Genomic DNA, 15,439 nt, shown 5'->3' on the forward strand with positions numbered 1-15,439 from the left:
CGTTACCGGTCGCGCCGGGATGGCGTGACCGTTGCCGTGCGGCCCAGCCAGATCAATACCCATGCTGCGCCCGACAGGAAGAGGGCGAGGAGGCAATGCGTGGCGATGGCAAACCAGAAGTTGGCGGGTTGTGTGGTCAACGAATACACGGCGAAGTGTTTGCCGCGAGCCAGGTTGCCGATGCGTCCCTGAATCAAACCGTCCACGGTTTCATAGGCGATCAGGCCGGTACACAGCATGAACATCAGGCCGAGAGCGATCATCAGCCAGTCGGTGCGTTTTATCGGTGGAGCGGGATGGGGGAGGGGAACGCGGGTTCTTTTCTGGTTCATCGCGCGGATGACCCTCTTGCGTAAGGGTTGAGCAACGTATCGCGATTTCCGGTCTGCAAGAAGGGCGGAATCGGGTCACCGTCAAATCGCAGGCATAAAAAAACCCTGAATCTTGCGATTCAGGGTTTTCGGTATTTGGTGCCCAGAGACGGAATCGAACCGCCGACACGGGGATTTTCAATCCCCTGCTCTACCGACTGAGCTATCTGGGCAACGGGGCGCATTAAAAGGGTTTTTCGGATTTGCGTCAACGACTTTTTTAAAATTTCTTAAATTAATTCCGTCGCTTACGAAATCCGGGGGTTATTCGGCTGGCGGAACGTAGCCTTCGGCCTGAGCGTATTCCTCGCCGGAGAAGTACTTGTCCATTTCGCCCTGAAGAAATTTGCGGTCTTCGGCGTTCATCATGTTCAGGCGTTTTTCGTTGATCAGCAGGGTCTGGTGTTTCTGCCAGTCGGCCCAGGCCTTGGCCGAGACGTGTTCGAAAATGTCCTGGCCCTTGGCGCCCGGGTACGGTGGGCGCTCCAGACCTTCGAGTTGTTCTTTGTATTTGCGGCACATTACGGTGCGGGTCATGTCGACTCTCCTGCATTCAAGACGGCGGCCGCGCGTTCGAGCAAGGTCTTGACCGGGGCGGCGAGGCCCAGGCGCGGCGGGGTGGCGAGGTTATACCAGAGCCAGTCGGCCTCGGCCACGTGACCGCCGACCTCCTGCACCTGAACCAGCCAGGGTTCGATGGACAGCTGGAAGTGGCTGAATGTGTGGACAAGGCTCGGCAGCGCCTGCTGCTCGCCCAGTTCCAGCGAGTGCTGCGCGGCGAGGTGTTGCAGGTCGTCGAGGTCATCGAGCTCCGGCAGGCTCCACAAACCGCCCCACAATCCGCTGGACGGTCGACGATAAAGCAGAATTGCGCCGTTCTCGTTGGCCAACAGCGGCATCAGCGTGCGTTTCTGCGGGATGGCCTTGCGCGGCTTGGGGATCGGGTAACGCGTCTCCAGGCCGAGCAGGTGCGCTTCACAGCCCTTTTTCAGCGGACACAGCAGGCAGCTCGGTTTACTACGGGTGCACAGCGTGGCGCCCAGGTCCATCATCGCCTGGGTGTAGGCGTTGACCCGATCCTGCGGCGTGAAGCGCTCGGCGTTGGCCCACAGCTGTTTCGCGACCTTAGGCTCGCCGGGGTAGCCTTCTTGCGCGGTAAAGCGCGCCAGCACCCGTTTGACGTTGCCGTCGAGAATCGGCGCACGCAGGCCCATGCTGATGCTGGCGATCGCGCCGGCCGTGGACAGGCCAATGCCCGGCAGTTCGGTGAGCTTCTCGACATCCCGGGGAAACTCGCCGCCGTACTGGCTGACGACGATCTTCGCGGTCTTCTGCAGATTGCGCGCGCGGGTGTAGTAACCCAGGCCCGTCCACAAGTGCAGCACTTCATCCTCCGGCGCTTCGGCCAGGGCTTCGACCGTCGGCAGCGCGGCCATGAAGCGGTCGAAGTAATTGAGCACGGTGCTGACCTGGGTCTGCTGCAACATGATCTCGGACACCCACACCCGGTACGGGTTGATGTTCTGTTGCCAGGGCAAATCATGGCGGCCGTGGCGGTCGAACCATTCCAGCACCGCCGTGGAAAACTGCTCCGCTCTCATCGCTTGAACAGCCCCTTCAATGCGTTTTTCAGTTCCGGGCTGACTTTGTCGCCCAGTTTCTCGTCGATTTTTTCGCTGAGCTTGTCGCCGGCCATTTTGGTCGCGACCTGGCCCAGGCGCTCGTTGTCCACGCGGCAGGCCTTGGCGCCCAGTTCCAGCGGGCCACGGCAGCGCAGCGGCCATTCGATGCCGACGAACTTCTCGCCGACCTGGCAGGCCGGATCCGGCATGGCACTGGTATCGCCTTCGACGATGATGCCGACGCGGTAATCCATGCCCAGCACCTTGAGGTCGATATCGCCGTCACCGTTGACGCTCATGCCGGGGATGCGCACTTTCAAGTCCGGGTTGCTGGCCACGCCGTTGCGGAAGGTGAGGTTGCCCTTGAGTTCCTGGAACGGCGTGTCCTTGCCGCGCGGCTCACCGCTCAGGGATTTGCGGTTGAGCGTGGCGATGCCCTTGCACAGTTGCTGCTCAAGGTTGGCGTTGAGCAATACGCCATTGTTGATCACAAAACTGGCGTTGCCGTTGAGGGTGTCGATCAGCGCCTGCTGGCTGTTGCCGCTGCCGGTGACGGTACTGGTGAGATTGACCAGACCTTTGACCGGCGGATTCTTGCCCTGGCTTTCGAGGATTTTCTCCACCGGCACCCGGTTGATCCGGGTTTGCAGGTTCAGCACCGGCGCTGTCTGGCGCACATCCAGCGTGCCCTTGGCTTCGAAGTCGCCGTTGTACAGCTCGCCGCGCAGATTTTCCAGGGTCAGCAGGCCGCCCTGGCCGGTGGCTTTCAGTGCGGCGTTCTGGATCGGCAGCTTGTCGAGGGTCAACTGGCCGAAGGTCAGGTCGGCGTTTACGTCGAGTTTGCTCAGGCGCTCAACCGGGAACAGGCGCTCGGTGCTCCAGGCGCTTTTGCTCGGTTTTTCCGGCAGCGGTGTGCTGCCGGCACCGGCCATCGCATCGGCCTCGGTGTTGGCAACTTCGGCCTGGCGGACCTGGGTGGCGTTGTTGGCTTTCTCCGATTTCGGCGGCAGGTAGCGGTCGACATTGAAGGTGTCGGCCTTGAGGATCGCCCGCAGCGATTGCTTGGCGAAATCTTCGACGGCGATGCGGCCGCTGAAGCTGCTGTCGTCGAGTTTCAGGTTGATGTTGTCCAGCGAAACGCTGGTCGGCGTGGCGGCGACACGGCTGACCAGTTCAACCTTGCTCAGGCTGCCTTCTGCCATGGCTGGCAAGGTCTGACCGATGCTGTCGACGAATTTCGCCAGGTCGAACTGGGCAATGGAAATCCCGCCGGTGATCTGTGGCGTCTTGTCCAGGTCGTTGGCTTTCAGCTCGCCCAAGGCACGCAGTTGATTGACCGACAGCTTGATGCCGGTCCATTCGGCGACGTTGGCGGCCTTGTCCAGCAATAACTGGCCTTGGGCGGCGAAGGTCACGGTTTTGCCTTGCAGCGGATCGCCGGCGACTTCGCCGGAAAGCTTCAGGTCTTCGAACTTGTAGCGTTGCAGGGCGCGCTCGAAGCGCAGCTCGCCGTTAAGCTCGGTGCGCACCCGCAGCACTGGCTGATTGGTGCCGAGAAATGCGGTGGCCTTGACCGGGATGTTGGTCGAATCGTGGACCGCACCGGTGCTCAGCTGAATGCTTTCGGCGCTGAATTGCTTGCCGGTCAGCTCGTCGTTGTATTCCACGCGGGCGTTGTTGACGGTCAGGCTGTCGATGTCGAGGCGGATCGGCTGGGCCGGTTTTTCCGGTTGCGGGGTGGTCTCGGGTGCGGTTTCGGCGGTGGTGGTCGGTGCCGGTGTGCTGCCGGCCTTGGGCGGCACCTTGCCGATGTCTTCCCAGTTGCCGTGACCATTCTTGTCGCGATTCAGGCGCAGGTTCAGGCCTTCGACGCGCACATCGCTCATCTGGACTTCGCGGCGCAGCAGCGGCAACACGCGCACGGACAGGCCGAGCATCTGCAGGTCGGCAAACGGTTCGGCAGGCTTGGCCAGAGTCGCGACGCTGGCCTCGTGCAGTTCCAGGCCGAGCCACGGGAACAGGCTCCAGCCGATGTCGCCATTGAGCGTCAGCTCGATGTGGGCCTTGTCGCGGGCAATCTGGCGGATCTCGTCTTTGTAGTCGTTGGGATCAAACAGGTGGGTCAGGGCGAAGCCCGCCGCCACAATGATCAGCAACAGCCCGAGAAGTACCAGACCCAGGATTTTGCCGAACGCTTTCATGGGCGAGTCCTTGTAAGTAGTCGAATTCGTGATTTAGCCGGGGAGTATAGCGCTGCATCAACCCTCGCTGTTGCGGTGCCCCGTCAGCCCGCTGAACCGTGATGTACAGCGCTTCGACAACGATCGGCATCGGGGTTCCCCGGCGTCAGGAGATCAGATGACCCAAAAAAGGTGATGTCAGTTTGGTTTTTCTGTCACGTGCAAATGGTAACCTTCGCCCGTTCGTCCGCCCATCTGCGACTTAACGTCGCGCTTTCAAGGAGCTTCACCCGCAAAAAAACGGTCATGCCTGCGTGCATAAAGGCCGGGGGTGAGCAGTGGCTGGCGAACCATACTAATAATTGGGGGATACATAATGAGCACGACCATTACGGCGGACGGCTTCAAAGCCGATCAGCCCGGGTTCCTGTCCAAGGAACGCATCATCGCCAAGCCCGGTTTCAACCGTTGGCTGGTTCCGCCGGCCGCTCTGGCCATTCACCTGTGCATCGGCATGGCCTACGGCTTCTCGGTGTTCTGGTTGCCGCTGTCCAAGGCGCTGGGCGTGACCGCTCCGGTGGCTTGCGCACCGGACATGAGCTTCATTGCACAAGTCTTCTCGTCGCAATGCGACTGGCCGATCTCCATGCTCGGCTGGATCTATACCCTGTTCTTCATCTTCCTCGGCTGCTCGGCAGCGATCTGGGGTGGCTGGCTCGAACACGCAGGCCCGCGCAAGGCTGGCGTTGTATCGGCTCTGTGCTGGTGCGGCGGTCTGCTGATTTCTGCGCTGGGGATCTATACCCACCAGATCTGGCTGATGTGGATCGGCTCCGGCGTGATCGGCGGTATCGGTCTGGGCCTGGGCTACATCTCACCGGTCTCGACCCTGATCAAGTGGTTCCCGGACAAGCGCGGCATGGCGACCGGCATGGCGATCATGGGTTTCGGTGGCGGCGCGATGGTTGGTGCTCCACTGGCAACCGCATTGATGAGCCACTTCGCTTCGCCGACTGGCGTGGGCGTATGGCAGAGCTTCGTGGCCATGGCTGCGATCTACTTCGTGTTCATGATCGGAGGCGCTCTGGCCTACCGCGTTCCGCCAACCGGCTGGAAGCCTGAAGGCTGGACCGCGCCGGCGAAAAAAGCATCGAACGCGATGATCACCCACCGTCACGTTCACGTGAACGTGGCCTGGAAGACCCCGCAATTCCGTCTGGTGTGGCTGGTGCTGTGCCTGAACGTGTCCGCCGGTATCGGCATCCTCGGCATGGCTTCGCCGCTGTTGCAGGAAGTGTTCGGCGGCAAGCTGCTGGGCAACGACCTGCCGTTCGGTCAGCTGGACGCCGGTCAACTGGCTTCCATCGCTGCCATTGCAGCCGGTTTCACCGGTCTGCTGAGCCTGTTCAACATCGGCGGTCGCTTCTTCTGGGCGTCGTTCTCGGACTACCTGGGCCGCAAGAACACTTACTTCGTGTTCTTCGCACTGGGTTTTGCGCTGTACGCGCTGATCCCGAATCTCGGTCACCTGGGCAACGTTGCGCTGTTCGTGGCGGCGTTCTGCATCATTCTGTCGATGTACGGCGGTGGTTTTGCGACCGTGCCGGCGTATCTGGCCGACCTGTTCGGTACGCAAATGGTCGGTGCGATCCATGGTCGTCTGCTGACTGCCTGGGCCGCCGCCGGCGTGCTGGGTCCGGTGCTGGTGAACTACCTGCGTGAGTATCAGCTGAGCATCGGCGTTGAACGCGCCGCCGCTTACGACATCACCCTGTACATCCTCGCCGGCCTGCTGGTGCTGGGCTTCCTGTGCAACCTGCTGGTGCGCCCGGTGGCCGACAAGTACTTCATGACCGACGCCGAACTGGCTGCCGAGCAGGCGCTGGGCCACGACAAGGGTGCTGACGCCAGCACCGTGCTGGAGTGGAAAGCCGCGCCGGGCAGCAAGCCACTGGCGATCGCTGCGTGGCTGGTGGTGGGGATTCCGTTGGCGTGGGGTGTGTGGGTGACCCTGCAGAAGACGGCGGTTCTGTTCCACTAAGACGCTGAAATTGCCGGCCTGATATCTCAGGCCGGCACCAACACCTGTGGGAGCGAGCTTGCTCGCGAAGAGGGTAGATCAGTCGACATCGTTGTCGGCTGACCCACCGATTTCGCGAGCAAGCTCGCTCCCACATTTGTTTTCAGGCTGCCTGTAATGGCTTGTATGGACATGTCTACCCGCGACGGCCGGGGGTTCTATCCGTCAGTCATTGCACCTCTCGTGTTTCTGTTTCGGCCCCGCGCCCCTATAATGGCTGCCTTTTTCGCCCAATGATTTTGCGGAGCTGGTGATGGCCGAACGTAAGGCGTCTGTCGAGCGCGACACTCTGGAAACCCAGATCAAAGCCTCGATCAACCTTGATGGCACCGGAAAGGCCCGATTCGATATCGGTGTTCCTTTTCTTGAGCACATGCTGGACCAGATCGCCCGTCACGGGTTGATCGACCTGGATATCCAATGCAAGGGCGATCTGCATATCGACGACCACCACACGGTGGAAGACGTCGGTATCACCCTCGGCCAGGCCTTCGCGCAAGCCATTGGCGACAAGAAAGGCATCCGTCGCTACGGCCACGCCTACGTGCCGCTCGATGAAGCGCTGTCGCGCGTGGTGATCGACTTCTCTGGCCGCCCGGGCCTGCAGATGCACGTGCCGTACACCCGCGCCACCGTCGGCGGCTTCGACGTCGACCTGTTCCAGGAATTCTTCCAGGGCTTCGTCAACCACGCGTTGGTCAGCCTGCACATCGACAACCTGCGCGGCACCAACACCCACCACCAGATCGAAACCGTGTTCAAGGCTTTCGGCCGCGCGCTGCGCATGGCCGTCGAGCTGGACGAGCGCATGGCCGGCCAGATGCCTTCGACCAAAGGCGTCCTGTAATGCAGACCGTTGCAGTTATCGATTACGGCATGGGCAACCTGCACTCGGTGGCCAAGGCCCTCGAGCACGTCGGTGCCGGCAAGGTGCTGATCACCAGCGACGCGGCAGTTATCCGCGAAGCCGACCGGGTGGTTTTCCCCGGCGTCGGCGCGATTCGCGATTGCATGGCGGAGATCCGTCGCCTCGGTTTCGACTCGCTGGTGCGTGAAGTCAGCCAGGATCGTCCCTTCCTCGGCATTTGCGTCGGCATGCAAGCCTTGCTCGACAGCAGCGAAGAGAACGACGGCGTCGACTGCATCGGCCTGTTCCCGGGCGCGGTGAAGTTCTTCGGCAAAGACCTGCATGAAGACGGCGAACACCTGAAAGTCCCGCACATGGGCTGGAACGAAGTGAAGCAGGCGGTGGATCACCCGCTGTGGCACAACATTCCGAACCTGGCGCGCTTCTACTTCGTGCACAGCTACTACATCGCCGCCGGTAACCCGCGGCAGGTGGTCGGCAGCGGTCATTACGGTGTCGATTTCGCTGCGGCGCTGGCCGAAGGTTCGCGTTTCGCCGTGCAGTTCCACCCGGAGAAGAGCCATACCCATGGCCTGCAATTGCTGCAGAACTTCGCCGCGTGGGACGGTCGCTGGTAAATGGCCGTCAAGAAATCCAGGCCGCCGATCCTGACCCTCACGCCTGAGCAGGAGAGTGAGGCCAACCGCAAGATTCAGCGGTTCATGGAGGATCGTTTCGAACTGGACCTGGGTTCGTTCGAGGCGGCGGAAATTCTTGAGCTGTTTACCCGCGAAATTGCTCCGCACTATTACAACAGGGCGATTTTCGATGTGCAGACCCACCTCAAGGAGCGGTTTGAAAGCATTGAAAGCGACCTGTGGGCGCTCGAGAAAAACTGATTTCCGAGCCAAGCTGAACATTCAAATTTGAAGGTTTGCCAGATGCTGATTATTCCCGCTATCGATCTCAAAGACGGTGCCTGCGTACGTCTGCGCCAGGGCCGCATGGAAGATTCCACAGTGTTCTCCGATGACCCGGTGAGCATGGCTGCCAAGTGGGTGGAGGGCGGTTGCCGCCGTCTGCATCTGGTCGATCTGAACGGCGCTTTCGAAGGGCAGCCGGTCAACGGCGAAGTCGTCACCGCAATCGCCAAGCGCTACCCGACCCTGCCGATCCAGATCGGCGGCGGCATCCGTTCGCTGGAAACCATCGAGCACTACGTCAAGGCGGGCGTCAGCTACGTGATCATCGGCACCAAAGCGGTGAAGGATCCGGCGTTCGTCGCTGAAGCCTGCCGCGCGTTCCCGGGCAAGATCATCGTTGGTCTGGACGCCAAGGACGGTTTTGTCGCCACCGATGGCTGGGCTGAAATCAGCACCGTGCAGGTCATCGACCTGGCCAAGCAGTTCGAAGCCGACGGCGTGTCCTCGATCGTTTATACCGACATCGCCAAAGACGGCATGATGCAGGGCTGCAACGTTCCGTTCACCGCTGCACTGGCGGCTGCCACCAGGATCCCGGTGATCGCTTCCGGCGGCATTCACAACCTGGGTGACATCAAGTCGCTGCTCGACGCCAGGGCGCCGGGCATCATCGGCGCCATCACCGGCCGGGCGATCTACGAAGGCACTCTCGACGTCGCCCAAGCGCAAGCTTTCTGCGACTCGTACCAAGGCTGAGGACTGACCATGGCGCTGGCCAAACGCATCATCCCTTGCCTGGACGTGGATAACGGTCGGGTCGTCAAAGGTGTGAAATTCGAGAACATCCGTGACGCCGGCGATCCGGTGGAAATCGCCCGTCGCTACGACGAGCAGGGTGCCGACGAGATTACCTTTCTCGACATCACCGCCAGCGTCGATGGCCGTGACACAACACTGCACACCGTCGAGCGTATGGCCAGCCAGGTGTTCATTCCGCTGACCGTCGGCGGTGGCGTGCGTACCGTGCAGGACATCCGCAACCTGCTCAACGCCGGTGCGGACAAGGTCTCGATCAACACCGCTGCCGTGTTCAACCCGGAATTTGTCGGCGAAGCGGCGCAGCATTTCGGCTCGCAATGCATCGTCGTTGCCATTGACGCGAAGAAGGTTTCGGGCCCGGGCGAAACCCCGCGCTGGGAGATCTTCACCCACGGCGGCCGCAAACCGACCGGCCTCGACGCGGTCGAGTGGGCGAAGAAAATGGAAGGCCTGGGTGCCGGTGAAATCCTCCTGACCAGCATGGATCAGGACGGCATGAAAAACGGCTTCGACCTCGGCGTGACCCGCGCCATCAGCGATGCGCTGGGTATTCCGGTGATCGCGTCCGGCGGCGTCGGCAACCTGCAGCATCTGGCTGACGGCATTCTTGAAGGCCACGCCAGCGCGGTACTGGCGGCAAGTATTTTCCACTTCGGCGAATACACCGTTCAGGAAGCCAAAGCCTACATGGCTCATCGCGGTATCGTAATGCGTTAAACATCCATACAGGCCAGTGGACAGCATGGCGTACCCAAGGCACTCTTGGGCACGCCATGGATTTCGGTAGCCCGACATGATCAAACGCCTGCTTCTCGCTCTCGCCAGTGCCTCCGTGTTGTTGATCAACACCGGCCACGCCGAAGTAAGTCCCGACACCGATCTGGTGCTTCTTACCGAAAACTTCCCGCCGTACAACATGGCGAAGAACGGCAAGAATTTCGCCCAGGATGAAAACATCAACGGCATCGCCACGGACATCGTGCGCGAGATGTTCAAGCGTGCCGGCATCACTTACAGCCTGACCCTGCGCTTCCCTTGGGAGCGGGTCTACAAACTGGCGCTGGAGAATCCCGGTTACGGTGCGTTCGTCATGGCGCGCCTGCCGGATCGCGAAAAACTCTTCAAGTGGGTCGGCCCGATCGGCCCGGACGACTGGGTCATGCTGGCCAAGGCCGACAGCAAGATCACCCTCGAAACCCTCAATGACGCGCGCAAATACAAGATCGGCGCCTACAAGGGCGATGCCATCGCCGAGACGTTGACCAAACAGGGTCTGAAGCCGGTGGTGGTGCTGCGCGATCAGGACAATGCCAAAAAACTTGTCAGCGGCCAGATCGACCTGTGGGCCACCGGCGATCCTGCCGGCCGTTATCTGGCGCGGCAGGATGGCGTGATCGGGCTGAAAACCGTGCTTCGCTTCAACAGTGCCGAACTGTATCTGGCGCTGAACAAGGACGTACCGGATGCAACCGTTGCCAAGTTGCAAGCTGCGCTGGATCAGATGCGCAAGGATGGCGTGGTCGACGAGATCATGGGGCGATATCTGTAACCGCTGCGGGTTCAGCCGGTGGTTGCGGTTTAACTGCGACCTCCGCCACCGGCGGCTCTTCAGGCTCTTTTGCCGGTTCAGTGACGGTCGGTTCCGCGGGTTCTTCGAGCGGTTCCTTCACGCGTTCGAGTTCAGGCTCGACCGGGCAATCCGTCATATGCAGGCTGTCCATGTCGGTAAAGCTGAAATGACCTTCCACTTGTGAGCCGTCTTCGCGCAACAGTCGATAGTCGCTCTGCAAGACGTAAACCGCCGCGAACCGGTTTTTTGCAACGAGTGCGATGACCTCTGCGTCCGAAGAGTTCACCCATTCGAAAGGTTCTGACTCGGCGTTGAAGAAGCTGTTGTGCAATTTGGCCGAGCAGATGATGACAGGCTCAGGTAAAGACCTGCTTGGTGACCATTGATCGCCGATTTCAATACCTGTGTTACGGCAGAACTTGCGCAACGTCTCCCAGGACTGGGTACGGCCGGCCTTCGATTTGAGCGCTCGGTTCATGTCTGTACTGTTTTGCCCCTGGCCGACAAGCAAATAGCGATCTGTTCTCTCCAGGCTGTAAAACGGTGAGGTGCGCAGTTGTTCAAGGTTTGCCATGAGTGAGTCGTTTACCGCGAACCACGGCAACTGCACCACTCGTGTGATCTTCGCTGGTGTAAGGGCGGCAGAGGCATCGTGCCCGGTGAGTACGGGGGCGGCTGGTGGTGACTCGACCTGAAGGGGAATCTGCATCCGCAAGGCATAGGCGATGACTGGCGACGCAGGCTTGCCGTAGCCGTTTTCGCCAATGAACGTGCCCGGAGCAAAGTAGATTTCCCCTGCGGGCGCTGCGGGAGGCTTGACGCTCCAGGCGCTGAAATCGCGGTCGGCTCCGCTGCCCTTGTCGCTCCAGATCAGGTCGCCGGTACTGGCGGCGATCACCAGGTCGGTGCGCACACAACGAACGGCATTGAAGGACGGCTTGCTGCGGTCGTTGGAGCACACCAGCCCGAGAGCCACGTAACCTTGCGGAGGGATCGGCCGCCAGACAGAGCAGTCGCCGTTGGCGTTCGAGCCGATATCGTTCCAGACGAGTTGGTAATCATCCGGCCTGCTCAGTGCAGGACCTTTGCCCGGCTCGGTATTTTGCAGATCCCCCTCGCGGACGACAGCCATCACCTTCTTATCGTTGATGTTGTCTCGTCCGGCGACAACGAGATCACCCAACGGAAAATAACCGGGTAGCAGGTCGGGAGCCGGTGTCGGACGCCAGAAACTGCCGGGTTTTGACTTCGAGCCGGTGTTGTCCCAGATCCGGTGGAACTCGGTGGTGAAATTGATCAGCAGGTTTTCAACCGCTATGGGTTCCATCTGCCGAACAGGCAAATGAAGATTGGTTTGGGTGTTCATGATTGATCCCGAATAAAGAAACGGCTCGGTGTGGCCGCGACGGGTCTCAATATCCGGGTAGCGAGGGGGCTGGCTGCGGTATCTATCTATCGCTTCGTGACAGCTTGTTACCGATAAACGCCGTCTTTCCCATGAGCGGCGGTGGCCCGATTGCTGCGCACGCTGATCATCTGCTTGATGTCGATCCACTCGATGCCTTGAGCTTTCAATTTCGGCAGCTCGCGCTCCAGCACGGCCAGGGTCTGCGGATAGGGATGGCCGATCATCACTGCCGAACCCTGTTTGTGCGCCAGGCTGATTGCGGTCTGCAATTGGGTCAGGATCGCCGCTTCGGTGCGCTCATCATCGAGAAACACATCCCGCGAAACGCTCGCCAGATCGATCTTCTGCGCCTGTTGCGCTGCGACGGTCTGCGCGCTGGTGCGACTGTCGACGAAGAATTTGTGGCGGCGCTGCAACTCGCCCATCAGCCACGCCATCGCCACTGGTTGAGCGGTCATGCGGCTGCCCATGTGGTTGTTGATACCCGCGGTGTACGGGACCATTTTGAACGCGGCGTTCAGCCGTTTTTCCAGCTCTTCGATCGGCAGTTCGGGATGCCAGGCGAACGGACCGGTGGCCGGGTCCATCGGCATGTGCAGGATCACGATCTTGCCGGCGCGATGGGCTTCGCGGGCGAATTCGGTGGCGTGCGGGGTGTCGGGCATGATCGCCGTGGTCACCGGCCCGGGAGGGCCAGCACGCGGCGATCCCGGGGCAGGTTCTGCCCCAGGTCGTCGATGATCAGTGTCAGGTAGGCTTTTTGAGGTGTTGGTCTGGCAGGTTCTGCATGAGCAGCACCCGCCAGACAGCACAGCAGGACGAAGAGAAAACGCAAAGACATCCTCAACGGCCGGACGTGATGCTCAGGCCTTTGAGCAGGCTCAGGGCCTGGGCCAACTGGTAATCGTCATCCTGCGGCATCGCCTTGGCCTTGCCGCCCGAACCGGTTGGACGGTCCGCGCCGCCGTTGCCGTTGCCCAGGTGACCTTGCAGGTCGGCTTCCTTGAAGTAGTCGCCGTCTGCCTCGTTGGTGATCTTGGCCTTGCGTACCTCGATGTCCGGGACGATGCCCTGGGCCTGAATCGAGCGACCGTTCGGCGTGAAGTACAGCGCAGTGGTGATCTTCAGCGCGCGGTCGTTGTTCAGCGGCAGCACGGTCTGCACCGAGCCCTTGCCGAAACTGGTGGTGCCCATGACCACGGCGCGTTTCTGATCCTGCAGGGCGCCGGCGACGATTTCCGAGGCCGAGGCGCTGCCACCGTTGATCAGCACAACCATTGGCACCGCTTCGCTTTCGTCCTTGCCGGTGGCGGAGAAGCGCAGTTCGGAGTTGGCGATCCGACCCTTGGTGTAGACGATCAGGCCTTTGGTGATGAAGTGGTCGACCACTTCCACCGCTGCCTGCAACACGCCGCCCGGGTTGTTGCGCAGGTCGAGGATGATGCCGTTGAGCTTCTTGCCGTTGTCCTTGCGCAGTTTGGCCAGGGCCTTGGAGACCTCTTCGCCGGTCTTGACCTGGAACTGGGTGATGCGGATCAGGCCATAACCCGATTCCAGCAGTTGCGCCTTGACGCTCTTCACCTGAATCACGGCGCGAGCAAGGGTCACGTCGAACGGCGTGCCGCCGTCGCGAACCAGGGTCAGGGTGATCTTCTGGCCGATCTTGCCGCGCATCTTGTCCACGGCTTCGGTCATGGTCTGGCCACGGGTCGGCGCGCCGTTGATCTTGACGATGAAGTCGCCGGCCTGGATGCCGGCCTTCGACGCCGGCGTGTCGTCGATTGGCGACACGACCTTGATGAAGCCGTCTTCGGCGCCGACTTCGATGCCCAGGCCGCCGAATTCACCGCTGGTGCTTTCCTGCAACTCGGCGAAATCCTCGGGACCAAGGTAGGCGGAGTGCGGATCAAGGTTGCTGAGCATGCCCTTGATCGCGTTTTCCAGCAGGGTCTTGTCGTCCACCGGTTCGACATAGGCGGCCTTGATCCGGTCCATGACCTCGGCAAAGGTGCGCAACTCTTCCAGCGGCAATGGCGCCTTGGAGGTCGCGGCAGTGCCTGCCGGAGCGACAGCCGGGGCCGGTTGAGCGGCAAACGCCAGAGGCGCGCCGATCACCAGGGCGATCGTCAGGGCCAGCGAGGTAAGGCGGGACAAATGCAGCATGTCGAACGAACTCCTAATTTAGGTTGCCCGCGCTTATCCTTGCGCGCGGCACCATTGCGCCGGATCACTCGGGTGACCCTGCTGACGAATTGCGAAATACAGCGCCGGAGTGTCCTGGCCGCCACTGTTACCCACAGTGGAGATGGACTCGCCGGCCTTAACCACGTCACCCGCCGACTTCAGTAGCGTCTGGTTGTGACCGTAAAGACTCAGAAAACCGTTGCCGTGGTCGAGGATCACCAGCAGCCCGGCGCCGCGCAACCAGTCGGCAAACACCACGCGCCCGCCGTGTACGGCATGCACCTGGCTGCCGGCGGAGGCGCTGATCATCACGCCGTCCCACTTGGTGCGGGCATCGTCGCCACGGGTTTCGCCGAAGCGTGCCAGCAGTCGACCATCAACGGGCCATGGAAGTTTTCCCCGACTAGACGCAAAAGGGCCACCGAAGGTCTCGCCGCCGCTGGACACCAGGGCGCCGGGAGTCGATCTGACCGGTTTGCGTGGGGCGTCGGTGTTTTCCGCCTCGGCCTCACGCAAGCGCTTTTTTTCGGCTTCCTGCTGGGCGATGAGCGCTTTCTGCCGCGCTTCTTCTGCCTCACGGGCCTGGCGGGCCAGGGTTTCCTCGATGGTTTTAAGGACTTTAGACAGGTCTGCCTGATCCTGCTCGCGGGCGGCCAGTTTCTGGTCCCGGGCTTTCACGTCTTCATTGAGTTTGGCGAGGGCCTGCTGGCGCTCCTTGCGGACCTTGTCGAGCGCTTCGCGCTGAGTGTCGAGATCGCTTTGCTGCGCCAGCAATTGCGCCTGCTGCAAGCCGATGTCCTTTTCGACATTGGCCAGTTGGCGCAAGGTTTCGTTGAAGCTTTTCAGCTGCTCCAGGCGAGCCTGGCTCAGGTAGTCGTAATAGGTGAGGGTGCGGGCGAATTTCTCGGGGTTCTGCTGGTTGAGCAGCAGCTTGAGGTATTCCTGGCGACCATTCTGGTAGGCGGCGCGGGCCTGGATGGCGATCAGTCGCTGCTGTTCAGTGCGCGCGCTCTGGAGTTTTTTTTTCTCCGCATCGAGCCGCTGCAGCTCGGATTCGCTCTTTTTCAGCTCTTTTTGCAGGGCTTCGACCTGTTTCTCGAGCTTGCCCATCTCGGTTTCAGTGCCCTTGAGCTCCTTTTGCACGCCGGATTTTTCTTCCTGGAGCTTGCCCAGCAGTTTTTTCAGCTCGGCGATGTCCTGGCGCGTGGCGTCCAGTTGCTGTTGGGTTTGCGCGCGCTCATCCGCGAAGGCCGGTTGGAGCAGGCATGTCAGAGCGAGGGCGATCAGGACGCGAAGCATAGAGGCGGGCGGCACCAGGGTAAGGGACGGCCTAGTATGCCCGCCCGACGCGGCAAAAAAAACGCCCAATTGGGACTGTGTGATAACTGGGGTGCCGGACAGAGTGAAATCCTCTTTGAAAACCCCACAAACCAAT

The 15,439-nt window shown here is 61.0% G+C and carries 14 protein-coding genes, 1 tRNA gene and 1 pseudogene; 7 read left to right on the plus strand and 9 right to left on the minus strand.

Going from position 1 to position 15,439, the window contains the following annotated elements; genetic code table 11:
• Positions 1-2: 2 nt before the first annotated feature.
• The 5 genes from I5961_RS01585 to I5961_RS01605 form a co-directional block, all read right to left on the minus strand.
• Positions 3-263 (minus strand): hypothetical protein, encoded by a 261-nt coding sequence (locus tag I5961_RS01585; protein WP_227234145.1) that lies wholly within the window; start codon positions 261-263, stop codon positions 3-5.
• A 205-nt stretch (positions 264-468) separates the two neighbouring features.
• Positions 469-544 (minus strand) — tRNA-Phe (locus tag I5961_RS01590).
• Between the two features lie 91 nt (positions 545-635).
• Positions 636-908 carry an oxidative damage protection protein gene (locus I5961_RS01595; protein WP_007952551.1) on the minus strand — a complete coding sequence of 91 codons (273 nt, stop codon included), beginning with the start codon at positions 906-908 and terminating at the stop codon, positions 636-638.
• Positions 905-1,972, minus strand: a complete 1,068-nt coding sequence (gene mutY / locus I5961_RS01600; RefSeq protein ID WP_085702710.1) for an A/G-specific adenine glycosylase — start codon at positions 1,970-1,972, stop codon at positions 905-907. The genes I5961_RS01595 and mutY overlap by 4 nt, the downstream gene beginning before the upstream one ends.
• Positions 1,969-4,194, minus strand: coding sequence for an AsmA family protein (locus tag I5961_RS01605; protein ID WP_085698053.1), 2,226 nt, complete (start codon positions 4,192-4,194; stop codon positions 1,969-1,971). The genes mutY and I5961_RS01605 overlap by 4 nt, the downstream gene beginning before the upstream one ends.
• Before the next feature lie 355 nt (positions 4,195-4,549).
• Here I5961_RS01605 and I5961_RS01610 point away from each other — a divergent pair, with 355 nt between their 5' ends.
• The 7 genes from I5961_RS01610 (at position 4,550) to I5961_RS01640 (ending at position 10,391) form a co-directional block, all read left to right on the plus strand.
• Positions 4,550-6,214, plus strand: coding sequence for an OFA family MFS transporter (locus I5961_RS01610; RefSeq protein WP_085611172.1), 1,665 nt, complete (start codon positions 4,550-4,552; stop codon positions 6,212-6,214).
• Positions 6,215-6,506: 292 nt separating this feature from the next.
• Complete coding sequence (hisB, locus tag I5961_RS01615) at positions 6,507-7,100, plus strand: imidazoleglycerol-phosphate dehydratase HisB (protein ID WP_039764670.1); 594 nt, start codon at positions 6,507-6,509, stop codon at positions 7,098-7,100.
• Positions 7,100-7,738 carry an imidazole glycerol phosphate synthase subunit HisH gene (hisH, locus tag I5961_RS01620; protein WP_085698054.1) on the plus strand — a complete coding sequence of 213 codons (639 nt, stop codon included), beginning with the start codon at positions 7,100-7,102 and terminating at the stop codon, positions 7,736-7,738. Before hisB ends, hisH begins: the two co-directional genes overlap by 1 nt.
• A complete protein-coding gene (locus I5961_RS01625; protein WP_056787227.1) occupies positions 7,739-7,999 on the plus strand; it encodes a DUF2164 domain-containing protein in 261 nt (86 codons plus the stop codon). It abuts the gene before it with no gap.
• Between the two features lie 42 nt (positions 8,000-8,041).
• Positions 8,042-8,779 (plus strand): 1-(5-phosphoribosyl)-5-[(5-phosphoribosylamino)methylideneamino]imidazole-4-carboxamide isomerase, encoded by a 738-nt coding sequence (hisA, locus tag I5961_RS01630; RefSeq protein ID WP_085698056.1) that lies wholly within the window; start codon positions 8,042-8,044, stop codon positions 8,777-8,779.
• A gap of 9 nt (positions 8,780-8,788) precedes the next feature.
• Positions 8,789-9,559 (plus strand): imidazole glycerol phosphate synthase subunit HisF, encoded by a 771-nt coding sequence (gene hisF / locus I5961_RS01635; protein ID WP_007897430.1) that lies wholly within the window; start codon positions 8,789-8,791, stop codon positions 9,557-9,559.
• A 76-nt stretch (positions 9,560-9,635) separates the two neighbouring features.
• Positions 9,636-10,391 (plus strand): substrate-binding periplasmic protein, encoded by a 756-nt coding sequence (locus I5961_RS01640; protein ID WP_085702709.1) that lies wholly within the window; start codon positions 9,636-9,638, stop codon positions 10,389-10,391.
• Here I5961_RS01640 and I5961_RS01645 read toward each other — a convergent pair.
• The 4 genes and pseudogenes from I5961_RS01645 to I5961_RS01660 form a co-directional block, all read right to left on the minus strand.
• Positions 10,372-11,778 carry a Vps62-related protein gene (locus I5961_RS01645; RefSeq protein WP_085702708.1) on the minus strand — a complete coding sequence of 469 codons (1,407 nt, stop codon included), beginning with the start codon at positions 11,776-11,778 and terminating at the stop codon, positions 10,372-10,374. The two genes, I5961_RS01640 and I5961_RS01645, sit on opposite strands and share 20 nt — an antisense overlap.
• Positions 11,779-11,885: 107 nt before the next feature.
• Positions 11,886-12,661 (minus strand): annotated as a pseudogene (locus tag I5961_RS01650) (divergent polysaccharide deacetylase family protein).
• A 2-nt stretch (positions 12,662-12,663) separates the two neighbouring features.
• Positions 12,664-13,983 (minus strand): S41 family peptidase, encoded by a 1,320-nt coding sequence (locus I5961_RS01655; protein ID WP_085698060.1) that lies wholly within the window; start codon positions 13,981-13,983, stop codon positions 12,664-12,666.
• Between the two features lie 33 nt (positions 13,984-14,016).
• Complete coding sequence (locus tag I5961_RS01660; RefSeq protein WP_085698061.1) at positions 14,017-15,303, minus strand: murein hydrolase activator EnvC family protein; 1,287 nt, start codon at positions 15,301-15,303, stop codon at positions 14,017-14,019.
• Positions 15,304-15,439: the final 136 nt, after the last annotated feature.

The organism is Pseudomonas sp. IAC-BECa141, assembly GCF_020544405.1.
Lineage (GTDB): Bacteria > Pseudomonadota > Gammaproteobacteria > Pseudomonadales > Pseudomonadaceae > Aquipseudomonas.